At 50.0% G+C, this 15,643-nt stretch carries 13 protein-coding genes and 3 pseudogenes; 8 read left to right on the top strand and 8 right to left on the bottom strand.

The window, feature by feature from the left end:
• Positions 1 to 20: 20 nt before the first annotated feature.
• Together V5735_RS24225 and V5735_RS24230 are read left to right on the top strand one after the other, a co-directional pair.
• Positions 21 to 119: pseudogene (locus tag V5735_RS24225) on the top strand (type II toxin-antitoxin system death-on-curing family toxin); the annotation flags it as partial.
• An 18-nt stretch (positions 120 to 137) separates the two neighbouring features.
• The gene (locus V5735_RS24230) at positions 138 to 323 is read left to right on the top strand and encodes a hypothetical protein (protein ID WP_423747588.1); all 186 of its coding nucleotides are present in this window, start codon (positions 138 to 140) and stop codon (positions 321 to 323) included.
• Positions 324 to 589: 266 nt separating this feature from the next.
• Here the strand turns inward: V5735_RS24230 and V5735_RS24235 are convergent, their stop codons facing one another.
• The 4 genes from V5735_RS24235 to V5735_RS24250 all read right to left on the bottom strand — a co-directional run bounded on the left by V5735_RS24235 (position 590) and on the right by V5735_RS24250 (position 4,921).
• The gene (locus V5735_RS24235) at positions 590 to 1,021 is read right to left on the bottom strand and encodes a GNAT family N-acetyltransferase (protein WP_423747309.1); all 432 of its coding nucleotides are present in this window, start codon (positions 1,019 to 1,021) and stop codon (positions 590 to 592) included.
• Positions 1,022 to 1,483: 462 nt separating this feature from the next.
• On the bottom strand, positions 1,484 to 1,954 hold the full coding sequence (locus V5735_RS24240) for a DoxX family protein (protein WP_423747310.1): 471 nt from the start codon (positions 1,952 to 1,954) through the stop codon (positions 1,484 to 1,486).
• Between the two features lie 214 nt (positions 1,955 to 2,168).
• Positions 2,169 to 2,405, bottom strand: coding sequence for a hypothetical protein (locus V5735_RS24245; protein ID WP_423747311.1), 237 nt, complete (start codon positions 2,403 to 2,405; stop codon positions 2,169 to 2,171).
• Between the two features lie 1,781 nt (positions 2,406 to 4,186).
• Entirely contained in the window at positions 4,187 to 4,921 is a 735-nt protein-coding gene (locus V5735_RS24250; protein ID WP_423747312.1) for a helix-turn-helix domain-containing protein, read from the bottom strand.
• 90 nt (positions 4,922 to 5,011) lie between these two features.
• On the opposite strand from V5735_RS24250, the gene V5735_RS24255 reads away from it, so the two are divergent.
• From V5735_RS24255 to V5735_RS24270, 4 genes and pseudogenes are all read left to right on the top strand, one after another.
• Positions 5,012 to 5,290 carry a rhodanese-like domain-containing protein gene (locus V5735_RS24255; RefSeq protein WP_423747313.1) on the top strand — a complete coding sequence of 93 codons (279 nt, stop codon included), beginning with the start codon at positions 5,012 to 5,014 and terminating at the stop codon, positions 5,288 to 5,290.
• Between the two features lie 4 nt (positions 5,291 to 5,294).
• The gene (locus tag V5735_RS24260) at positions 5,295 to 6,584 is read left to right on the top strand and encodes an MFS transporter (protein ID WP_423747314.1); all 1,290 of its coding nucleotides are present in this window, start codon (positions 5,295 to 5,297) and stop codon (positions 6,582 to 6,584) included.
• 168 nt (positions 6,585 to 6,752) lie between these two features.
• A pseudogene (locus V5735_RS24265) lies at positions 6,753 to 6,977 on the top strand (aldo/keto reductase); the annotation flags it as partial.
• Positions 6,978 to 7,304: 327 nt separating this feature from the next.
• On the top strand, positions 7,305 to 8,102 hold the full coding sequence (locus V5735_RS24270) for a hypothetical protein (protein ID WP_423747315.1): 798 nt from the start codon (positions 7,305 to 7,307) through the stop codon (positions 8,100 to 8,102).
• A gap of 116 nt (positions 8,103 to 8,218) precedes the next feature.
• Here V5735_RS24270 and V5735_RS24275 read toward each other — a convergent pair whose 3' ends face one another.
• A complete protein-coding gene (locus V5735_RS24275) occupies positions 8,219 to 8,566 on the bottom strand; it encodes a hypothetical protein (RefSeq protein ID WP_423747316.1) in 348 nt (115 codons plus the stop codon).
• Positions 8,567 to 9,166: 600 nt separating this feature from the next.
• A complete protein-coding gene (locus V5735_RS24280) occupies positions 9,167 to 9,757 on the bottom strand; it encodes an AsnC family transcriptional regulator (protein ID WP_423747317.1) in 591 nt (196 codons plus the stop codon).
• 179 nt (positions 9,758 to 9,936) lie between these two features.
• Here V5735_RS24280 and V5735_RS24285 point away from each other — a divergent pair, with 179 nt between their 5' ends.
• Both V5735_RS24285 and V5735_RS24290 read left to right on the top strand, forming a co-directional pair.
• Positions 9,937 to 10,281, top strand: a complete 345-nt coding sequence (locus V5735_RS24285) for a four-helix bundle copper-binding protein (protein ID WP_423747318.1) — start codon at positions 9,937 to 9,939, stop codon at positions 10,279 to 10,281.
• Positions 10,282 to 10,421: 140 nt separating this feature from the next.
• Complete coding sequence (locus V5735_RS24290) at positions 10,422 to 12,659, top strand: copper-translocating P-type ATPase (protein WP_423747319.1); 2,238 nt, start codon at positions 10,422 to 10,424, stop codon at positions 12,657 to 12,659.
• Positions 12,660 to 13,255: 596 nt separating this feature from the next.
• On the opposite strand, the gene V5735_RS24295 is transcribed toward V5735_RS24290, so the two are convergent.
• Together V5735_RS24295 and V5735_RS24300 are read right to left on the bottom strand one after the other, a co-directional pair.
• Complete coding sequence (locus V5735_RS24295) at positions 13,256 to 14,287, bottom strand: hypothetical protein (protein WP_423747320.1); 1,032 nt, start codon at positions 14,285 to 14,287, stop codon at positions 13,256 to 13,258.
• Positions 14,288 to 14,926: 639 nt separating this feature from the next.
• Positions 14,927 to 15,330 (bottom strand): annotated as a pseudogene (locus V5735_RS24300) (DUF302 domain-containing protein).
• Between the last annotated feature and the right edge of the window lie 313 nt (positions 15,331 to 15,643).

Below are 15,643 nucleotides of genomic sequence, written 5' to 3' on the forward strand. Positions count from 1 at the left end.
GGTTAGCACGCGAGAGCGGTCAAATTCGTGCGCTATTGCATCGGTTTGCGACTGACGAAGCCGCGGTCGATATTGAGACTGCAGTTATCTACTTTCGGGCGTGTGCTCGTCGCAACTAATAAAGGGGCACAGAGAGTATGTTCACAACAGAAATGGCGTCTAGTACCGATTCCTCAGAGACGGTCGATGCAGAAGTCCGCCGACTATACGAACAATATCAGTCGGCAGAGAGCGATGAGGAGCGGCAGAAAATTGCCCTTGAAATGGGGAAACTCGATGGACGTCGTCACGCCGACATCTACGCGGCTCTTGAGGGTGAGTGACTACAATTTTACAAGAGTATTGTACGTCTATCAATTTGAGGAGCACACTGCTAAGAGATGAAAACCATTTGTGTTAGTAGTAAAGAGCACCTGTCGAGGAGGAGCTAAACTAGACAGTGCCCTGCCAGCCTTTCGTTATCAGATGAGCTCCGAAAAAGCAATTGGAGATACCTTTTTCAGCGGGAAGCTGGCTGGCTGAACTTCGAGAGACCACACGTGTGTCTTCTCGCCAATCCCTTGAACAAGTCGGGGGCTACAGCAGACAATTAAATTGGTTGCTTGTAGACGTAACTGGCTTGGTCCATTTCGGCACGATCCTCATAGAATCGATGTGCCTCCTCGCGTTGGAGCCCCGATGAGAGGGCAACGAGTTCGCAGTCGTGTTGTTCAGCCCACTCTTCAACAAACGAGAGAAGTTCTAACCCATGACCTTCAGACCGATGATCTATATCCGTTACGAGTTCGTGAACCCAAACGTGGCGACCGTAGTACATGGTGACACGGATTTCGACTCCAGCTAGTGAGACGATTTTATCGTTTACAGAGACGGCAAACAGTCGGTATCCGTTGTCAGTCATCTCACGCAGATACTCAAGGTAGGACTCCTCGTTAAGGTGAGTTCGGAGTTGTTCCATCACTTGGAATGCATCCAGCCACTCAGCTTCGGATTCCAATTCGTAGATCTTCGACTCAGTCATCACCTTGCACAAGTAGTGAAAGTTACTAATTGATTTGGGTAACGTCAAAACAGCCAATATTCGTTTTGGACGCAGTGTTTCTTTTGGATTTAAGTACTTGACGAAAAAGTTGGTTTAGTACTCATGTGGCATTTTTGTCTATTTGTTAGGGGATAAAAGTGGAAATCGGCACGCTCCCAGGGAAACTACAGAACATTATGAAATGGCTAAAATCGACCAATTAGTAATCCCTACATTATTCAATTGTCCGAATATGCTCACAACGGTTTACACTGTCTGGCGACGAACTTGATGACACTCTCGATTCACGTTCACCCGAATGAATCCCGTGCAGATGACTAAATGTGCTGTGGACAATCGCGAATTATAGCTATAAAACGGAAGAGTGGAAATAGTCCAGCGTTTATTTTTCAAAATTAAGAATTTGATGGGGTGTATGCTTCATTCAACCATACGACTCTATCACTCACCGACTGATAACATCGAATTCGGCCGGTCATCGACGACGAATTCATCGATCGATAGCTTTCCTGCCCCGAATGATATGAGGGCCAAGGAAACCAGGCACAGCACGATAGTAAGTTCCGAGTCAGAGAAACCTTCTGGAAGATGAACTAGTAACGTCGCAGCGAGCATATCAATCCCAACTACGAATGCGGCAAACCGCGTGAGGAATCCCACCAGAATACAGAGACCACCAACGAGTTCAATAAGTGCAACGACCCATGCAGCGATAGATGGTGCTGGAACACCAAGACTGGCGAGAAAACCCGTAAACTGATGTATCGACATTGCTGCTGGGCCGACCGAAAACAATTTTCCAGTACCGTGGACGATCATGATGCTGCCAACGGCTAGGCGAATCAAAAGCGTGCCAATCGAGAGATTGGTGGATATAATTAGAATGTGACGAATGAGAAGAAATAAATTCATGATGCAGCAAAATAATCCGGCTACCTTATTTTTCAAGTATTATCCAATCCTGTTAACCCAGGGAAACGTACTCAATCAGCTTTTAGCTGGAGTGTGTCGTGTTCGAGAGACACGAGGATCAGGATTGTACATCATTGCGGCTGCCGTTCGATAACTACGTCTATGAATTAGTTCATAGGTTCTGCTGAAACCCTCACCACCGAGGTCATCTTCGCTATTCAGAGCCGTAATCAGTGAGTCGGAGTTTTCCCTCGACTTCGTACACATGTCCCTTATTGTACAGTCGTTCGATGATATCTTCGGCAGCAGGCCGCTCGAACTCTTCTTTCTCAGCCAGAACGGCATAGGCTTGCTCGTAGGTGAGTTCACCACCAGGTGAGATTATGCTCGCGAGCGCCTCAAGTGCTTCTTGCGCAAGTGGTGTGAGTGGCGATGTCTCATTTGGACCCATTCGTACGGCCAGATTCGAGGACACGACAGGTAAACCCTCGGACAGAGTCTACTCGTGACACTACCTAACTCATTGTGACAAGGGGAACGAGCAAACGACGTGGAAGAATGGGTTGGTCTGGGCACGGGAGTCCACGTCGCCTACTGGGTTACGTTGACTGCACTTGACGCTTGGTACCCGATGGATAAAGCTGTCAGCCAACCGGCGCGGAAGTGAAAATGAAGACATGTGAGAGGATTTTCGACCCCAACGCTTCTCATCAACAACGCCGAGCCGAGAGCGCATCCACCAAGGCGAATTTTCTTGGGTTAGTATATTATACTATCCGCCAAGTCCAACACAATCAAGCGGTCCGACGATGGCCTCGCTCTCCAGGTCACAAAGCCTGCCCGAGTCGCTGGACTCGTCGAAGAAGCTGACGACGAGCCGACCCGTCTCGCGGACATCCGCGTATTTGCATTCGACGGTCTCCTGCCCGTCATCGACCCCGACCGAATCACCGACGAGAATATCGTCGAACTCGCAACGTCAGCCGCGCTCGACACTGTCTCGATCCACCGAGTTGCAAACGCCTCACTGCAAACTGCGGGCAATAGGTACAACTGCCGGGTGCTGCAGATGCAGATTCAACGCCGGTGATCGAGCGCCCTGTACACCAGCGTCAAATCTGCTCGTGATTGCAGCCAAAGGATCGGAACGAGTGGCAGCTGACATAGCGACGATTCGTCGAGAGCAGGTGTAAAATCGTCTGCTCTTGGTTAGTATACTATACTAACGGAAGACGGATCCAGCCGGTCAATCGAATTGACAATGGTGGCCGATTTCGAGAAAACACCCCCTCATCGAAGTACAAATGAAACCAGTTCCATAGAAAGGGGAGGGTCCGAAGAATAGAGGGGGATGGTATGATACTCAAAGATAGTGCCGACTTTCGTAGCAGTTACACTACCCTATACTGTCTCTTCCGACTATATAAACGGACACGCCCCCACTACTTCCATCATATGTCGAACGCACGTCAGACCTTCGTTTCCAACCCAACCATCTATTCCAATCTTTAAGTCAGTCTCCCCCATCGTTTCCAACTTCACCACCACAACAAGTGGAGCAGCTATACATCGAATAGTATACTGAGGAAAGATTTATTTATTAGTGAGTAAAACTGTATCCGTATTGGCTATAAAAGAGTGGCTAGTAACCCTCCGAAGTGGTTAGTACGTTATCGCTTCCGTTGTTTCCTCGAGTATTGTGTTTCGTCTATCACTGAAGTTGGAAACGGTGGGGTGGGAGGGGGCTATAAAGAAACCCGTGGTTGGAAGCACTGGTCCGGGTTGGTATTTCCTCTTTGTGAGATAGACACTCGACTTGAAATGATGGTATATCAGACACTATATCAACACTTTGGTTGTAATTGTGCACTGTTGATCTCTTACTAGCCTCTCTCTTTCTAGCTTCACTTGCAACTGTGGTGTCTGACAATGAAGACACTTCCCAGCTTTTAAGCTCTCGTGTTCTGCTCGAATCGAGTAGGTACTCACTCGACTGTTTTCACTGAAAATGAGGGGTGTCTCTCGTCGCTTTTTGACCACCAACCGTCCATATCCACACGCTCTCGATGCTTGTTCTGCGCCTTTCACTGAAAACCGGGGGAGCAGTAGAACTCACGTAGACGACTTCGAGACAATCGCAATGGTTGGTATAGTTTTCTGTTGTACTAATTTCAACTTAGAAGTGCTGTTATTCGGACAATCAAACGTTCGTTTCAGTGAAATTCCGGCAGATTAGTCGGCGGTCCGTCCAGTCTGTCGTGTCTTTTCGACCTGCAACGGATCCGCCGCCGACGTCGCGGTGACCAGTCGTAAGAACTGCCCCGCGTTTGTGAGGAGTTTGTTTTCCGCCTTCCGGAGATGTTCTTCGTAAGTCGAGCGAGCGACAGCAGTCTGGTCGGCCAAGTCTCGTAACGATGTCTTGCGAGGCTGTTCGTAATAGCCGCTTTCTAGTGCCAGTCGAAGCGCCGCCATCTGCCGTTCGGTTACATCCTCGAACAACCGATCGACCGGAGCCAGCATACTGTGAGGAATCTGTTGTTCTGTAATCGTCGTTTTTGAGAGTACCTCGATATCACGATCGGCCTCTAGTTCCCGAAGGAGTGCTCGAACATCGCTCTCGTCGAATGCAATAACGGTGTAGTGCTCCCAGCCCTGGCGATGAATCGTCGGCGGCTGGTACAGGCAGTTGTACGTTTCGAACCGTTCGATGATGGAGTCTTCCAGCGAACAGAGACAGGATTGGGTGACGACGTGGAGCCCGGATTCGCTGACTGACTTGTGGAGAACCGTCCCTAAGCGATCGATATCATCGAGTAGTTCGTCTGTTGGCGATCCTGGAGCTGTGAGTTCGATTACTTGGCAGTCGCTCAAATACCACTCACGGATCGTGAGGTCTGGGTAGTGTTCCGAGATTTCTCGATACGGACACTCGTGTTTGACCCGGAACGAGGCCTCGTATAGGCTCATACAGGTATTATTTGACCCGGTTTCAATTAACGGTGCCGGTCATGTCCGGCAGTACCTATACTCTAATACTCACCATATAGATGAACACTGATGTCGGAGATTACTCCCGAGAAGCTCGGTCAACGATTACAGGCCAACGAAGATGACCTGCTCGTGCTTGATATCCGCCACGAGGAGGATTTCGATGGCTGGCACATCCCGGACAGTACCAACCTCGATGTGTATGACGAACTAACTGACAACCTCGACGCGGCGGAGAACGTTCTCGCAGACCTCTCCGACGAGAAGGAGATTGTCAGTCAAGAATCAGTCCCTGCCGACGAGGTGCGCGAATTGGAACTGGGTCCCAACAACTGCGCGGCTGAGTAAGTCTATGAGTACAGGAACTGAACTCAAACAAGGAATTCGCGAACACCTTGGGCAGTTCTCACTGCACGTCGTCTTAGTATTCGCTACGGGACTGACCATCGGGTCCGAGCGTGCCGTCGTGCCCGTCCTGGGCCGTGACGTCCTCGGTGTCAAGTCGTTATTCGTCATCGGCTCGTTCGTCGTTTCCTTCGGGATTGTGAAATCGGTGATCAACCTCTATGCTGGCAAATGGGGCGAAGAGTTCGGTCGTAAACCCGTGCTCATCCTCGGATGGGCGACCGCACTTCCGCTACCAGTCATTTTGATTTTCGCTCCAAATTGGTGGTGGATCACCGTTGGCAACATCTTGCTCGGTATCAACCAAGGGCTCACCTGGAGCATGGCAGTGAATGCGAAAATCGACCTTGCAGGGCCGGACCAGCGTGGTCTCGCCGTCGGCATTGATGAGGCATTCGGGTACACCGGCCTTGCGGTCGGTGCGTGGATTACCGGCGCAATCGCCGCTCAAACGAGCCTCCGACCACAGCCGTTCTACTTCCTCGCTGTCGTGGTGGTGCTCGCATTCCTTATCGCAATCTCTCTCGTCAAGGAGACGGTTCAGTACGCGCATGCGGAGGATGACGAAGACCACCACGACGCGAACCTTCCGTTCAATGAAGTACTGAAGCGGGCGACCTACGGTGATCGAACACTGTTTGCAGCTGCGCAGGCAGGTCATATCGAGAATTTCGTCGATACGCTGTTCTGGATTGGGGTTCCGCTTTACCTCACAAGCCAGGGGCTAGGTATCGCGGCTGTTGGTGTTGTGGTTGGCGTCCATAGTGCCATGTATTTCCTCCAAATCGGTACTGGTGGCCTTGCCGACAGAATCGGGCGGCGGCCGCCAGTGATTATAGGAATGTTCGTGGCCGGTGTCGGTGTCTTAGGGATGACAGTCGTCGAGGGATATCTTCTGTGGGCCGTAATGGCGGGAATTTCGGGCGTTGGTATGGCGTTACTTTATCCGAATCTGATGACGGTTCCGGGAGATGCGGCGCATCCGACGTGGCGTGCCTCTGGCATGGGTGTCTACCGAATGTGGCGTGACTCCGGCTACGCGATCGGGGCGATTTTGATTGGGCTCACGATGCAATTTGTGAACATCAAAGCCGCCTTCTATATGACCGGTTTGTTAATGTTCGTCTCTGGCGGCCTTGTGCATCTGTGGATGGAAGAAACGCATCCTGACTTCGGTACTCACGAACCACCGGCACCTGCTCCAGAGACACCCAACCCCACAACGTCTGAAGATTGAGTACGCCACCATTTATTCGATTTCGAACATTCTGGACTCTCTAAACCTCCTATACTCTCAACTTCCACAACCTCGGAATTACAGTTCGACTGGATTCGGTCGATTCAGACGTATCCGAACCGATTATTCGTGACCGTGATAGACCGCCCACACGCAGAGGAACCCTTCCAGTTCGCCCGAGCGCTCGCTGCCAGCGACTCAGCGAACCGCGAACGGTTCCGAACGATGCAAAATCATTACAACCTGGTCTACCGTGAGGAGGAGCGTGAGATGCTCCCCCTCTTCGAGAAGGAAGGAATCGGTGTTATCCCATGGAGCCCGCTCGCACGCGGCTACCTTGCTCGTCCTCACACGACTGCGGACACGCAGCGGAAAGAGAGCGACGAGTACATCGATCGATTCTCCGAAAGTGTGAACTTCCACAGCATCAAATCCCATATCGGTCATGTGATTTATAGAACCCGATTACGCCGTATTCTGGCGGTAGGGTTGTTATTTCGGCCGATTACACTATAATTGGTATCGCCCAGCCCACTGCCGCATATAATCCTAATCGGTGAACAGCCCATAATTCCAAGCCTAAATGATTATAGAATGTCGGGTACCCGTTCTTTCTCTCAATAGATATTTCATGAAGTCGCCAAGATTACTTCTGAGGGTGTTTTCACTGGATGAAAACGCTCGTGGCGAACTATATCTCATCGTGGTCAACCGCCATTGATGAAGCCCAACTGGCAACGAATTGGACGCGTACTCCTCGTACTGAGCATCGTCTTTCTGGTTGCTTCACCAGGTTTTGCGATGGCAAGTAGTGAAGATCATACAACAACGTCGACGACATCGAGTCAAGACGATGGCCATCACGACGGGGAACAACATGGTACAGAGACGACAAGCGAATCAGGACACAGCCATGGAACAGAGACGACAACCGAATCGGGTGGCGGTCATGGAACCGAAACAACCACTGCATCAGAACCCGGACATGGTGGCGAGACTAACGCAGGGGACGATCACGCGGGGGAAGGGCAGTCCGAATCAGGCCACAGCCACGAAGGGGAGGGACACAGTGGTGATGAAGAAGGATTCCTGAATGGTTGGCTGATGATGGTCGGTGGACTGTTCCTGTTAGGGACAGTTGCAACAGCACCAGCGTATCGGTACACCAGTACACGCCGGCAGAATTTCACCGTCTCTCCGATTCACTTTGGCGTCGCATTACTTGCACTCTTTACTGCTGCCGTGCACTTCTATCTCTATTTCGAGCATGGCGAACAGATCATGGCCCTTGCCGGACTCGGATTCCTCGGTGGCATCGGTCTGTTCTTCATCGGTGTCAATCGATTGTATCTCTATGGTGTGGGTATTCTCTATACAGTTGTTCAAATCCTGCTGTGGATTAATGATGGAATGCCCCACGTTGGAAGTTTCGGTCTAATTGATAAAGTGGTGCAAGTACTTCTCATCATTACTCTTGGCTTCCTAGTTCTGCGTCACCGCCAACGCGCTCGGCACTGAGCAAAGCAAAATAATAGCAAATTTTCCTTGAACCACTCGCCTCCCCGGTAGAGATTTGAACCGCTGTGAGCATCCGATGTCACTAGCGGTGTCGACCACAGGCTCTAAATCAGCAATTATGACCCTCCGTTGTTGCCATTTTTGTCTTCGTGGCCGTGATTTTCGGTGTTTCCTTGATTGCTTTCATCACCATGATTCCCACTATCACCGCTTTGTTGGGTCATTCTTACCTTCCCGACCATCGTCGTTGGGTGAGTGGTACAAAGATATTGGTTGATGTCACGGGTCGCAACGAATGCCAGCACTTGAACGGCCCCTTTCTTTGCGAGTTGTGGTGTGACTTTGATCGCATCCTTCGGAGGTGTTCCCCCGTTTTGGTGATCACCCATCATCGAGCCATTTTCTCCACCCATCATGTAACCGTCTTGTCCTCCCATCGATGTTCCATTTTGGCCTCCCATCATCGACCCTCCATTCTGCATCGTTCTCACATTCGGAAATATCACAGGGAGGTTTTTCCCATTCGAATCCCGCAACGCGAATGTATGCGGCTGTCCATCCAGGTTCCGCCACATGACTCTATATGTTCGGCCCGGTTCGAGTTGGAGTGTTGGATTCTTTTGCCCTGCGATGGATTGTGGCCCCCGCCCTTGCCAACCCGAGACACGACCACCAAGCGCGAAACAACACATTTCTTGGTGAGTATCATCCGATGATGTTTCCTGTGCGGCCACGGTAGACGTCATTCCGATTGCGGTTCCGCCTACGATACCGAGGAACTGTCTGCGTGTCTGATTCGTAACTCGCGATCTGTCTGCCATGGATTTTCCCCCGGGGGAGTAACGACCCTCTTAACAATAAAGCAAACTATTTAGGGGTGGGTGTGGGACCAGGTATTAGTAGATATAGATATAATACTAAAGATGTCCTCCTCCTTGTTACAGTTATAGAACCCGAGTCTCACACGGGAACGAGGGACGAACCTGCAACCTCTATCCAACGTCGAAACCGCTCGGTTTGCCGTACAGGTTTGACGCGTACTCGGAGGACCTACCATCTCCTTTTCAAACCCCGCTTTTCAATTCGTCATATCGGTCTCGGAAGAGCGATTCACACGACGGACAACAGAGATAGTATTGTTGCTCTTCAGTTTCGAGTGTTATGCCATCTCCGTGGATTGGCTTTCCACATTCGATACATTCGATCGCAAGATCGGATCGGTTGATTTGTGGCTTCCAGACGGAATTCACTATCTTTCGTATCTCGTAACTCTGGATGTGTTGATCGTCCAATATCTCGGAGAAGAGGTGCTGGATCTCTCGATCGTTCATATACGCGTGAGCACTGATTCGCATATCGACTGCTTGCAGAATGCATTCGACTGCGTCCACATTCGACAATGACTCCACAATCGCCTCTTCACTGCCCGGCTGTGCTTCGATTTCGATCAAGATATCATCACCCGTGGCCAGCATCGAACGGTCGATATTCACAGTAAAGCCGTTGATCACCCCGAGTTCTTTAAGCTGCGTGATACGATTCGAAACGCTCGGGGCCGACAGCCCAACTTGCTCGCCGATGTCGGTGTACGAACGACGTGCATCGTCCATTAACAGTTGCAAAATATCGGTATCTGTTTGGTCGAGTTCTACCATGATCTCTAACCCTCTTCCTGGGTATCTACTAGCGAGGATGTAAAGTATGTCGGCAATCATCAGCAGAAACGCTAGGTACCTTTTAAACCCAACTTTCCCTCCCTCTTCATTCAGTGGTTCGTCCCTAGACCCTGTTAGCAACAAATGGGGAAAACAGAGACGTTGAAGTAATGAATGCGATGGCACTATCAGAACTCGAACTGAGCGATACCGGAGAAGAGTGTATGAACGACTGCTTCGAGGCGGTACAGGCCTGCGAATGGTGCGCTGACGAGTGTCTGGACGAAGAGATGGACATGTCGCGGTGTATTCGCCTGTGTCGAGATGTGGCCGATCTCGCCGCCGACCATGCCCGATTCATGGCGCGCAACTCCAACTATAGCCCACAACTTGCCGAGGCCACCGCTGGTGCAGCCGAAGAATGTGCCGAAGAATGTTCGCGACACGACCACGAACACTGCCAGGTCTGTGCCGATGTCCTCGAAGAGTGTGCAGAGAGCTGCCGTGACATGGCGTCTGCGTAAATCGGAATTCGGACGTTCTCCCGAATCCCTATACGATTTTTTGGAACGTGCGTTCGTACGTAGGTAGAACAATCCAAAGGTGAAAACCAACCATACTTCCTTTACGCTCGATGACGTAGCTGACTCTTCGAGGTTTAGTAATGGACGAACACGACGACTCGACAGGGGATGTAGAAAAAACTGAGGATAAAATCAATCACCACAGGCACCCAAACGACGAAGAACAATCTAAGCAGGAACGGAAGGTGTCTCACGTAGAGCGTTCGCTCTTAGAGGAAGAAGCACGAGACACGGAAGAACCAGAACACGAAACTCACAATCGACACAAAGACGGAGATCAAGACCACAATGGCCATGGCGGAATGCACGCTGGCCACGAGCAGATGTTCCGACGGCGCTTTTTTGTGTCGACGCTCCTTTCGATTCCAGTTCTCCTCTATAGTGAGGCTCTCCAGCAGTGGCTTGGGTTCTCGGTTCCCGCGTTTCCTGGGAGTGAATGGATCAATCCCGTGTTCGCGATAATTGTTTTCGGCTATGGTGGTGTCCCATTCCTGAAAATGGCACTCCCGGAACTACGAGATCGTTCACCGGGCATGATGACGCTCATCTCGATGGCGATCACCGTTGCCTTCGTCTACAGTCTTGCGAGCGTCATTCTTCCGACAACATCAGCATTCTTCTGGGAACTAGTGACGCTGATCGATATCATGCTGCTGGGTCATTGGATTGAAATGCGGAGTGTCCGGCGTGCATCTGGTGCACTCAATGAATTAGCAAAACTGCTTCCCGACACTGCAGAACGTATTCGAAACGATGGTACTACGGAAGAAGTCCCTGTTAGTGACCTTCAGACCAACGACCGTGTTCTTGTCCGTCCCGGTGCCAATGTTCCTGCAGACGGTGTTGTTGCGGAAGGACATTCTGAGGTCAACGAATCGATGATCACGGGCGAATCTCGTCCTGTTCCCAAGGAGTCTGGTGATGAGGTTATCGGTGGGACGATCAATGGTGATGGCAGTCTTCGCGTTCAAATCACGGCTACTGGCGATGAGACAGCACTTGCTGGTATTATGCGACTCGTCGAGGAGGCCCAACAGAGTAAGTCTCGAACACAGGTCCTTGCTGATCGAGCTGCCGGATGGCTATTTTATGCAGCAGTCGCCGCAGCGGTCGTCACGGCTATCGGGTGGACCATTGCCATCTCTTTTAACGCGATGGTGATTGAACGAGTTGTTACAGTCCTCGTTATCGCGTGTCCCCATGCACTTGGTCTGGCAGTGCCGCTTGTCGTCGCTATCAACACGTCACTTGCGGCCCGGAATGGGATGCTCGTTCGTGATCGGATTGCTATGGAGCAGGCACGTGAAGTCGATATTATCGTTTTCGATAAAACTGGTACTCTTACGAAAGGTGAGCAGGGCGTCGTTGACGTTATGACCGTCAGTGGAATCAACGATGATGAAGCTGTTGCAATGGCTGCTGCTGTCGAGCGCGATTCGGAGCATATGATTGCCCAAGCACTCCGTGACGCAGCAGCCGATCAGGGACTGTCCGTCCCACAAGCAAGCGATTTTGAAGCCATCAAAGGCCGTGGTGTCCGCGCAACCATCGATGAGGATCGAGTATTTGTTGGCGGTCCAAATCTCATCGAACAGGAGGCTATTGAACTAGCTCCTGAACTAACGGAATTCGCGAATGTTGCTGGAAAAAACGCACAGACTGTCGTCTATCTGCTGCGGGACGACGAAGCCATTGCCGCATTTGCGCTTGCAGATGTAATTCGAGACGAAAGCCGACAGACTATCGAAGCACTTCACGAATTAGATATCGAGGTTGCGATGTTGACCGGCGACAGCGAAGGCGTTGCACGAGCCGTGGCGGATGACCTTGGCATCGACACGTACTTTGCTGAGGTGCTTCCTGAAGACAAGGATTCGAAAATATCTACCCTACAAGGACAGGGGAAACTCGTCGCAATGGTCGGCGATGGAGTTAACGACGCCCCAGCACTCACTCGCGCCGATATTGGTATTGCAATCGGGAGTGGTACAGATGTTGCAGTCCAGTCTGCAGATCTCATCCTCGTTCAGAATAATCCCCTTGATGTCGTGCGACTCGTTAAACTCAGTCGAGCGAGCTACCGAAAGATGCAGGAAAATCTCGTCTGGGCAGCCGGTTACAACGTTTTTGCCATTCCATTGGCAGCGGGAATCCTTGCTCCAATTGGTATCCTTTTGTCCCCTGCCGTCGGTGCCCTTTTGATGTCTCTCTCTACCGTCGTTGTCGCTGTCAACGCACAATTCCTCCGAAGAGTAGATCTGGACCTTCCGAATTTACCTGGTCTTCCCTCATCGCAGGAATCACAATCAGCAGATTAGTGATGCACGTGGAGATATGCGAGATCTCCCTCGCGCAGGACGACCAAATGGCCGAGTGCCCCAAGATATGGTTCTAAGTCTGCTACGGAACCATCATCTTGATATATAAAATATCAATAATTAGAATTACTAATAGTAACGTTGTCTGTGAGTAAGTCGATCACGTACCCCTTACAAGTGGCTTGCCGTGACGTACCTGGCCGCTCTTCTACGGTTACTGTTCCCGGTGCAAAGAGGTCGAATCCAAGCGTCGTCGAATGGCTCTCGATGACTACATCGACGAATGCACGGTATACGCCCGGCTCAGGCAACGAAAAGCCTCTAACACTGCATGTCCCGTCCGATTATACGTCAGGATACTCTGTACTATGAAAAATCATATTTATTTGATAATAATTGGCCTCTGCGACCAATAATCGAGACCACCGATTGGGCTACGTTCTATTAGGTATAATCCCACAATATTTCTGCTCATTTCAATCTAGAAATAATGTGTGGCCCAATTCTAGTGGACGAAAACAACTCAAAGCAGCGAGCTCTCCGGAGTGAAACTGCAAATGTCCTCTCCATACGAGGTGCAGAACGAATATCTAGTGTCACTCGTCGATCGACTCTAACTTTGGTTCCTTCTGAAGAACCATCGGCCCGATGTTTGCTGTACGTCGAGCGACTGTCGCAGTCCGGAGAATATAACTAGCTAAGAGTGCGATCGGAAGGGTGCTAATCGTGATCAATACTATTGCTACCGGTGAGACCAACGATTTAGAAATCAGTACCCCCGTGCTTCCACCGTAAATGGCGCTAAGAACGTACGCGCTTAGAACTCCAGGGATTCCAATCAGGAGAAAGTAACGAGATGCACTTCCTAACTCCCGTCGTATATATATGGTCTTGAAGTGTGTCCGTGCAATACTGAATACTTTCATTAGCTCGATTATCGATTCGAGTGAATCGAGTGATTCTTCCGAAAGATGATCGCCATATTTAGCCTGTATCTCTCGAGCTAAATGGGCTTGCCATCCATAGTTTTCGGAGATAGCACCCGATAATGCACTGAATGCCCCTGGTTTCGATTCGTCTAGTATTTTTTGGATATTTGCAATACTTTCTTTAGTTAGTGTGCAGTATGACGAAATGAGATTTTTGAGATTAGAATTTTCGATCCCGGTAGTGGTGGATTCGAGTCGGTCGACTTCACTCATCGTACTGTGAGCGAGGGCGTTCAACATCTCTACCGGTTCTGGGGGTGTTACATCCACATCAGCGACCCGCTCGAATCGATGTCTAAATTCCATCATCCCATCCAATCGTTCCAGTATCTTCCCTGCTGGACCCATCTCTTGGGAGAGGATTAACTGATTGATGGCTAGAACGATTGTCAAGAGGGAGAATTCACCTGCGATTAGCCCACTTGAGAGTCGTGTGATTGCGGATGAATTCTGGAAGGAAATGATACCTGCTTCCCACAGACCGTACAGTACAACGAAAACCGACAATCCGATTAATCCAGTGACGACTAAACGGTTTCCATCAAGAAGTATCCAATTTTTCACCGTAGACGATAGTGAATCATCTTTATAAATCACGCTCCGATGCTGTTCTGGTTCTCGGGACAACTCACCAGACACTGCATACACATTCTAAGAGAGTAAGTAAATCAGTGTCGGCCTTAAGCGACGTATCAATCGACCCCTTCGTCTGTTACAGTACGACTGCACAGGAGCGTATATCTGATACTATCCGATTTTTTTACGAAGAGGTGTTAGAATCGCTAGATCATGTATTTTCTGTGAGCGAATCGCTCACGGAATCTATCTAGTGTCTTAATTTGTTAACCAAAATCGCATAAAGTGGGTAACACCTTCTTCGTATCTCTTTTAAGTACGAACCGGATTACATTACAAACCTATTTCTGTAATTGGTCCTGTATTCCTTCCCGATCGTGACACTGAACTCGTAGCTCCTCTATCGACTATAATATTATGCGTTGTTACTTTCTCGGAATTTGTGTTTCTGGCGGGTTTCAGCCCGCAAACGTCACTTCAGAAGATTAAGCTAGTAGTATTTGAATGACCTCGGATCGAGACATTCCCCAAATGAGTGGTGTAAGACAATGATTGGACGTCGTTGGCTCGTTTCGTTAGCTCCTGTAGATATTAGCGGACAGCACTTTTAACCGTGATATCGAACCAACAGACAACTCAATGATGGTCGCTCACGTAGCAGACTAACGATGTACATGACCGATGAGGCGGTGATCGACATCGTCACTCCCCACCGTTCGTTTCGATATCGGACAGAACGCGTTCAAATCGTCCGTGGACCTCGTTGGCGACCGAATCAAGTTTGGAATTGTCTGCAACCCCCACCAACTGTTTCGGGTCGACGGCACTCACGGTAACACTACCATCGTCAGTTTCGTAGACGATCACGTTACAAGGAGGAGGGCACCAAGCTCGATCTCTTCCTCTAGCGCCTGGTGTGCTAACTGAGGATTGCAGGCCCCCAGAATCCGATAATTCCGGAAATCCTCATCGAGCTTTTCTTTGAATGTCTTCTGGACATCGATGTCACAGAGGACTCCAAATCCTTCCTTTTCGAGTGAGTTGATCGTCACCTCTACGACAGCGTCGAAATCACCGTCGATTTCCTCATTTAGGGTATAGGGCATACAGTACAATTTTGCCCCAAGTAGCATAAAGAGATTGTGGAGAATCTAAAAGCACGAGACGCGAACCACCTCCCTACCGGCCATTCGATATGATATTATCGACCACCTGACTACTCCTGCCATCAATCAAACAGTTATGTAGGTCGGAATCGTATTCATGTATATGTGTAATCGTCACGTGGCTCATATGATTGCCGAGTACGAAGAAGCGAAACTGGACGACGACGAGAATGCGGAAGAACAGACAGACTCAAACAGCTCAGAAATCGAGTCGACCAAACGGACTGGATTGCTGGCGACAGTTAAGACTCGA

This window comes from Haladaptatus sp. SPP-AMP-3, from assembly GCF_049568665.1.
GTDB classification, from domain to species: domain Archaea; phylum Halobacteriota; class Halobacteria; order Halobacteriales; family Haladaptataceae; genus Haladaptatus; species Haladaptatus paucihalophilus.

What these genes read in the sequence shown, in the direction of transcription:
- V5735_RS24270 (WP_423747315.1), top strand. Translation starts at nt 7,305, where the DNA reads ATGAAGCCCAACTGGCAACGAATTGGACGCGTACTCCTCGTACTGAGC.
- V5735_RS24245 (WP_423747311.1), bottom strand. Translation starts at nt 2,405, where the DNA reads ATGGGTCCAAATGAGACATCGCCACTCACACCACTTGCGCAAGAAGCA.
- V5735_RS24235 (WP_423747309.1), bottom strand. Translation starts at nt 1,021, where the DNA reads ATGACTGAGTCGAAGATCTACGAATTGGAATCCGAAGCTGAGTGGCTG.
- V5735_RS24250 (WP_423747312.1), bottom strand. Translation starts at nt 4,921, where the DNA reads ATGAGCCTATACGAGGCCTCGTTCCGGGTCAAACACGAGTGTCCGTAT.
- V5735_RS24230 (WP_423747588.1), top strand. Translation starts at nt 138, where the DNA reads ATGTTCACAACAGAAATGGCGTCTAGTACCGATTCCTCAGAGACGGTC.
- V5735_RS24275 (WP_423747316.1), bottom strand. Translation starts at nt 8,566, where the DNA reads ATGATGGGAGGCCAAAATGGAACATCGATGGGAGGACAAGACGGTTAC.
- V5735_RS24280 (WP_423747317.1), bottom strand. Translation starts at nt 9,757, where the DNA reads ATGGTAGAACTCGACCAAACAGATACCGATATTTTGCAACTGTTAATG.
- V5735_RS24260 (WP_423747314.1), top strand. Translation starts at nt 5,295, where the DNA reads ATGAGTACAGGAACTGAACTCAAACAAGGAATTCGCGAACACCTTGGG.
- V5735_RS24290 (WP_423747319.1), top strand. Translation starts at nt 10,422, where the DNA reads ATGGACGAACACGACGACTCGACAGGGGATGTAGAAAAAACTGAGGAT.
- V5735_RS24285 (WP_423747318.1), top strand. Translation starts at nt 9,937, where the DNA reads ATGGCACTATCAGAACTCGAACTGAGCGATACCGGAGAAGAGTGTATG.
- V5735_RS24240 (WP_423747310.1), bottom strand. Translation starts at nt 1,954, where the DNA reads ATGAATTTATTTCTTCTCATTCGTCACATTCTAATTATATCCACCAAT.
- V5735_RS24255 (WP_423747313.1), top strand. Translation starts at nt 5,012, where the DNA reads ATGTCGGAGATTACTCCCGAGAAGCTCGGTCAACGATTACAGGCCAAC.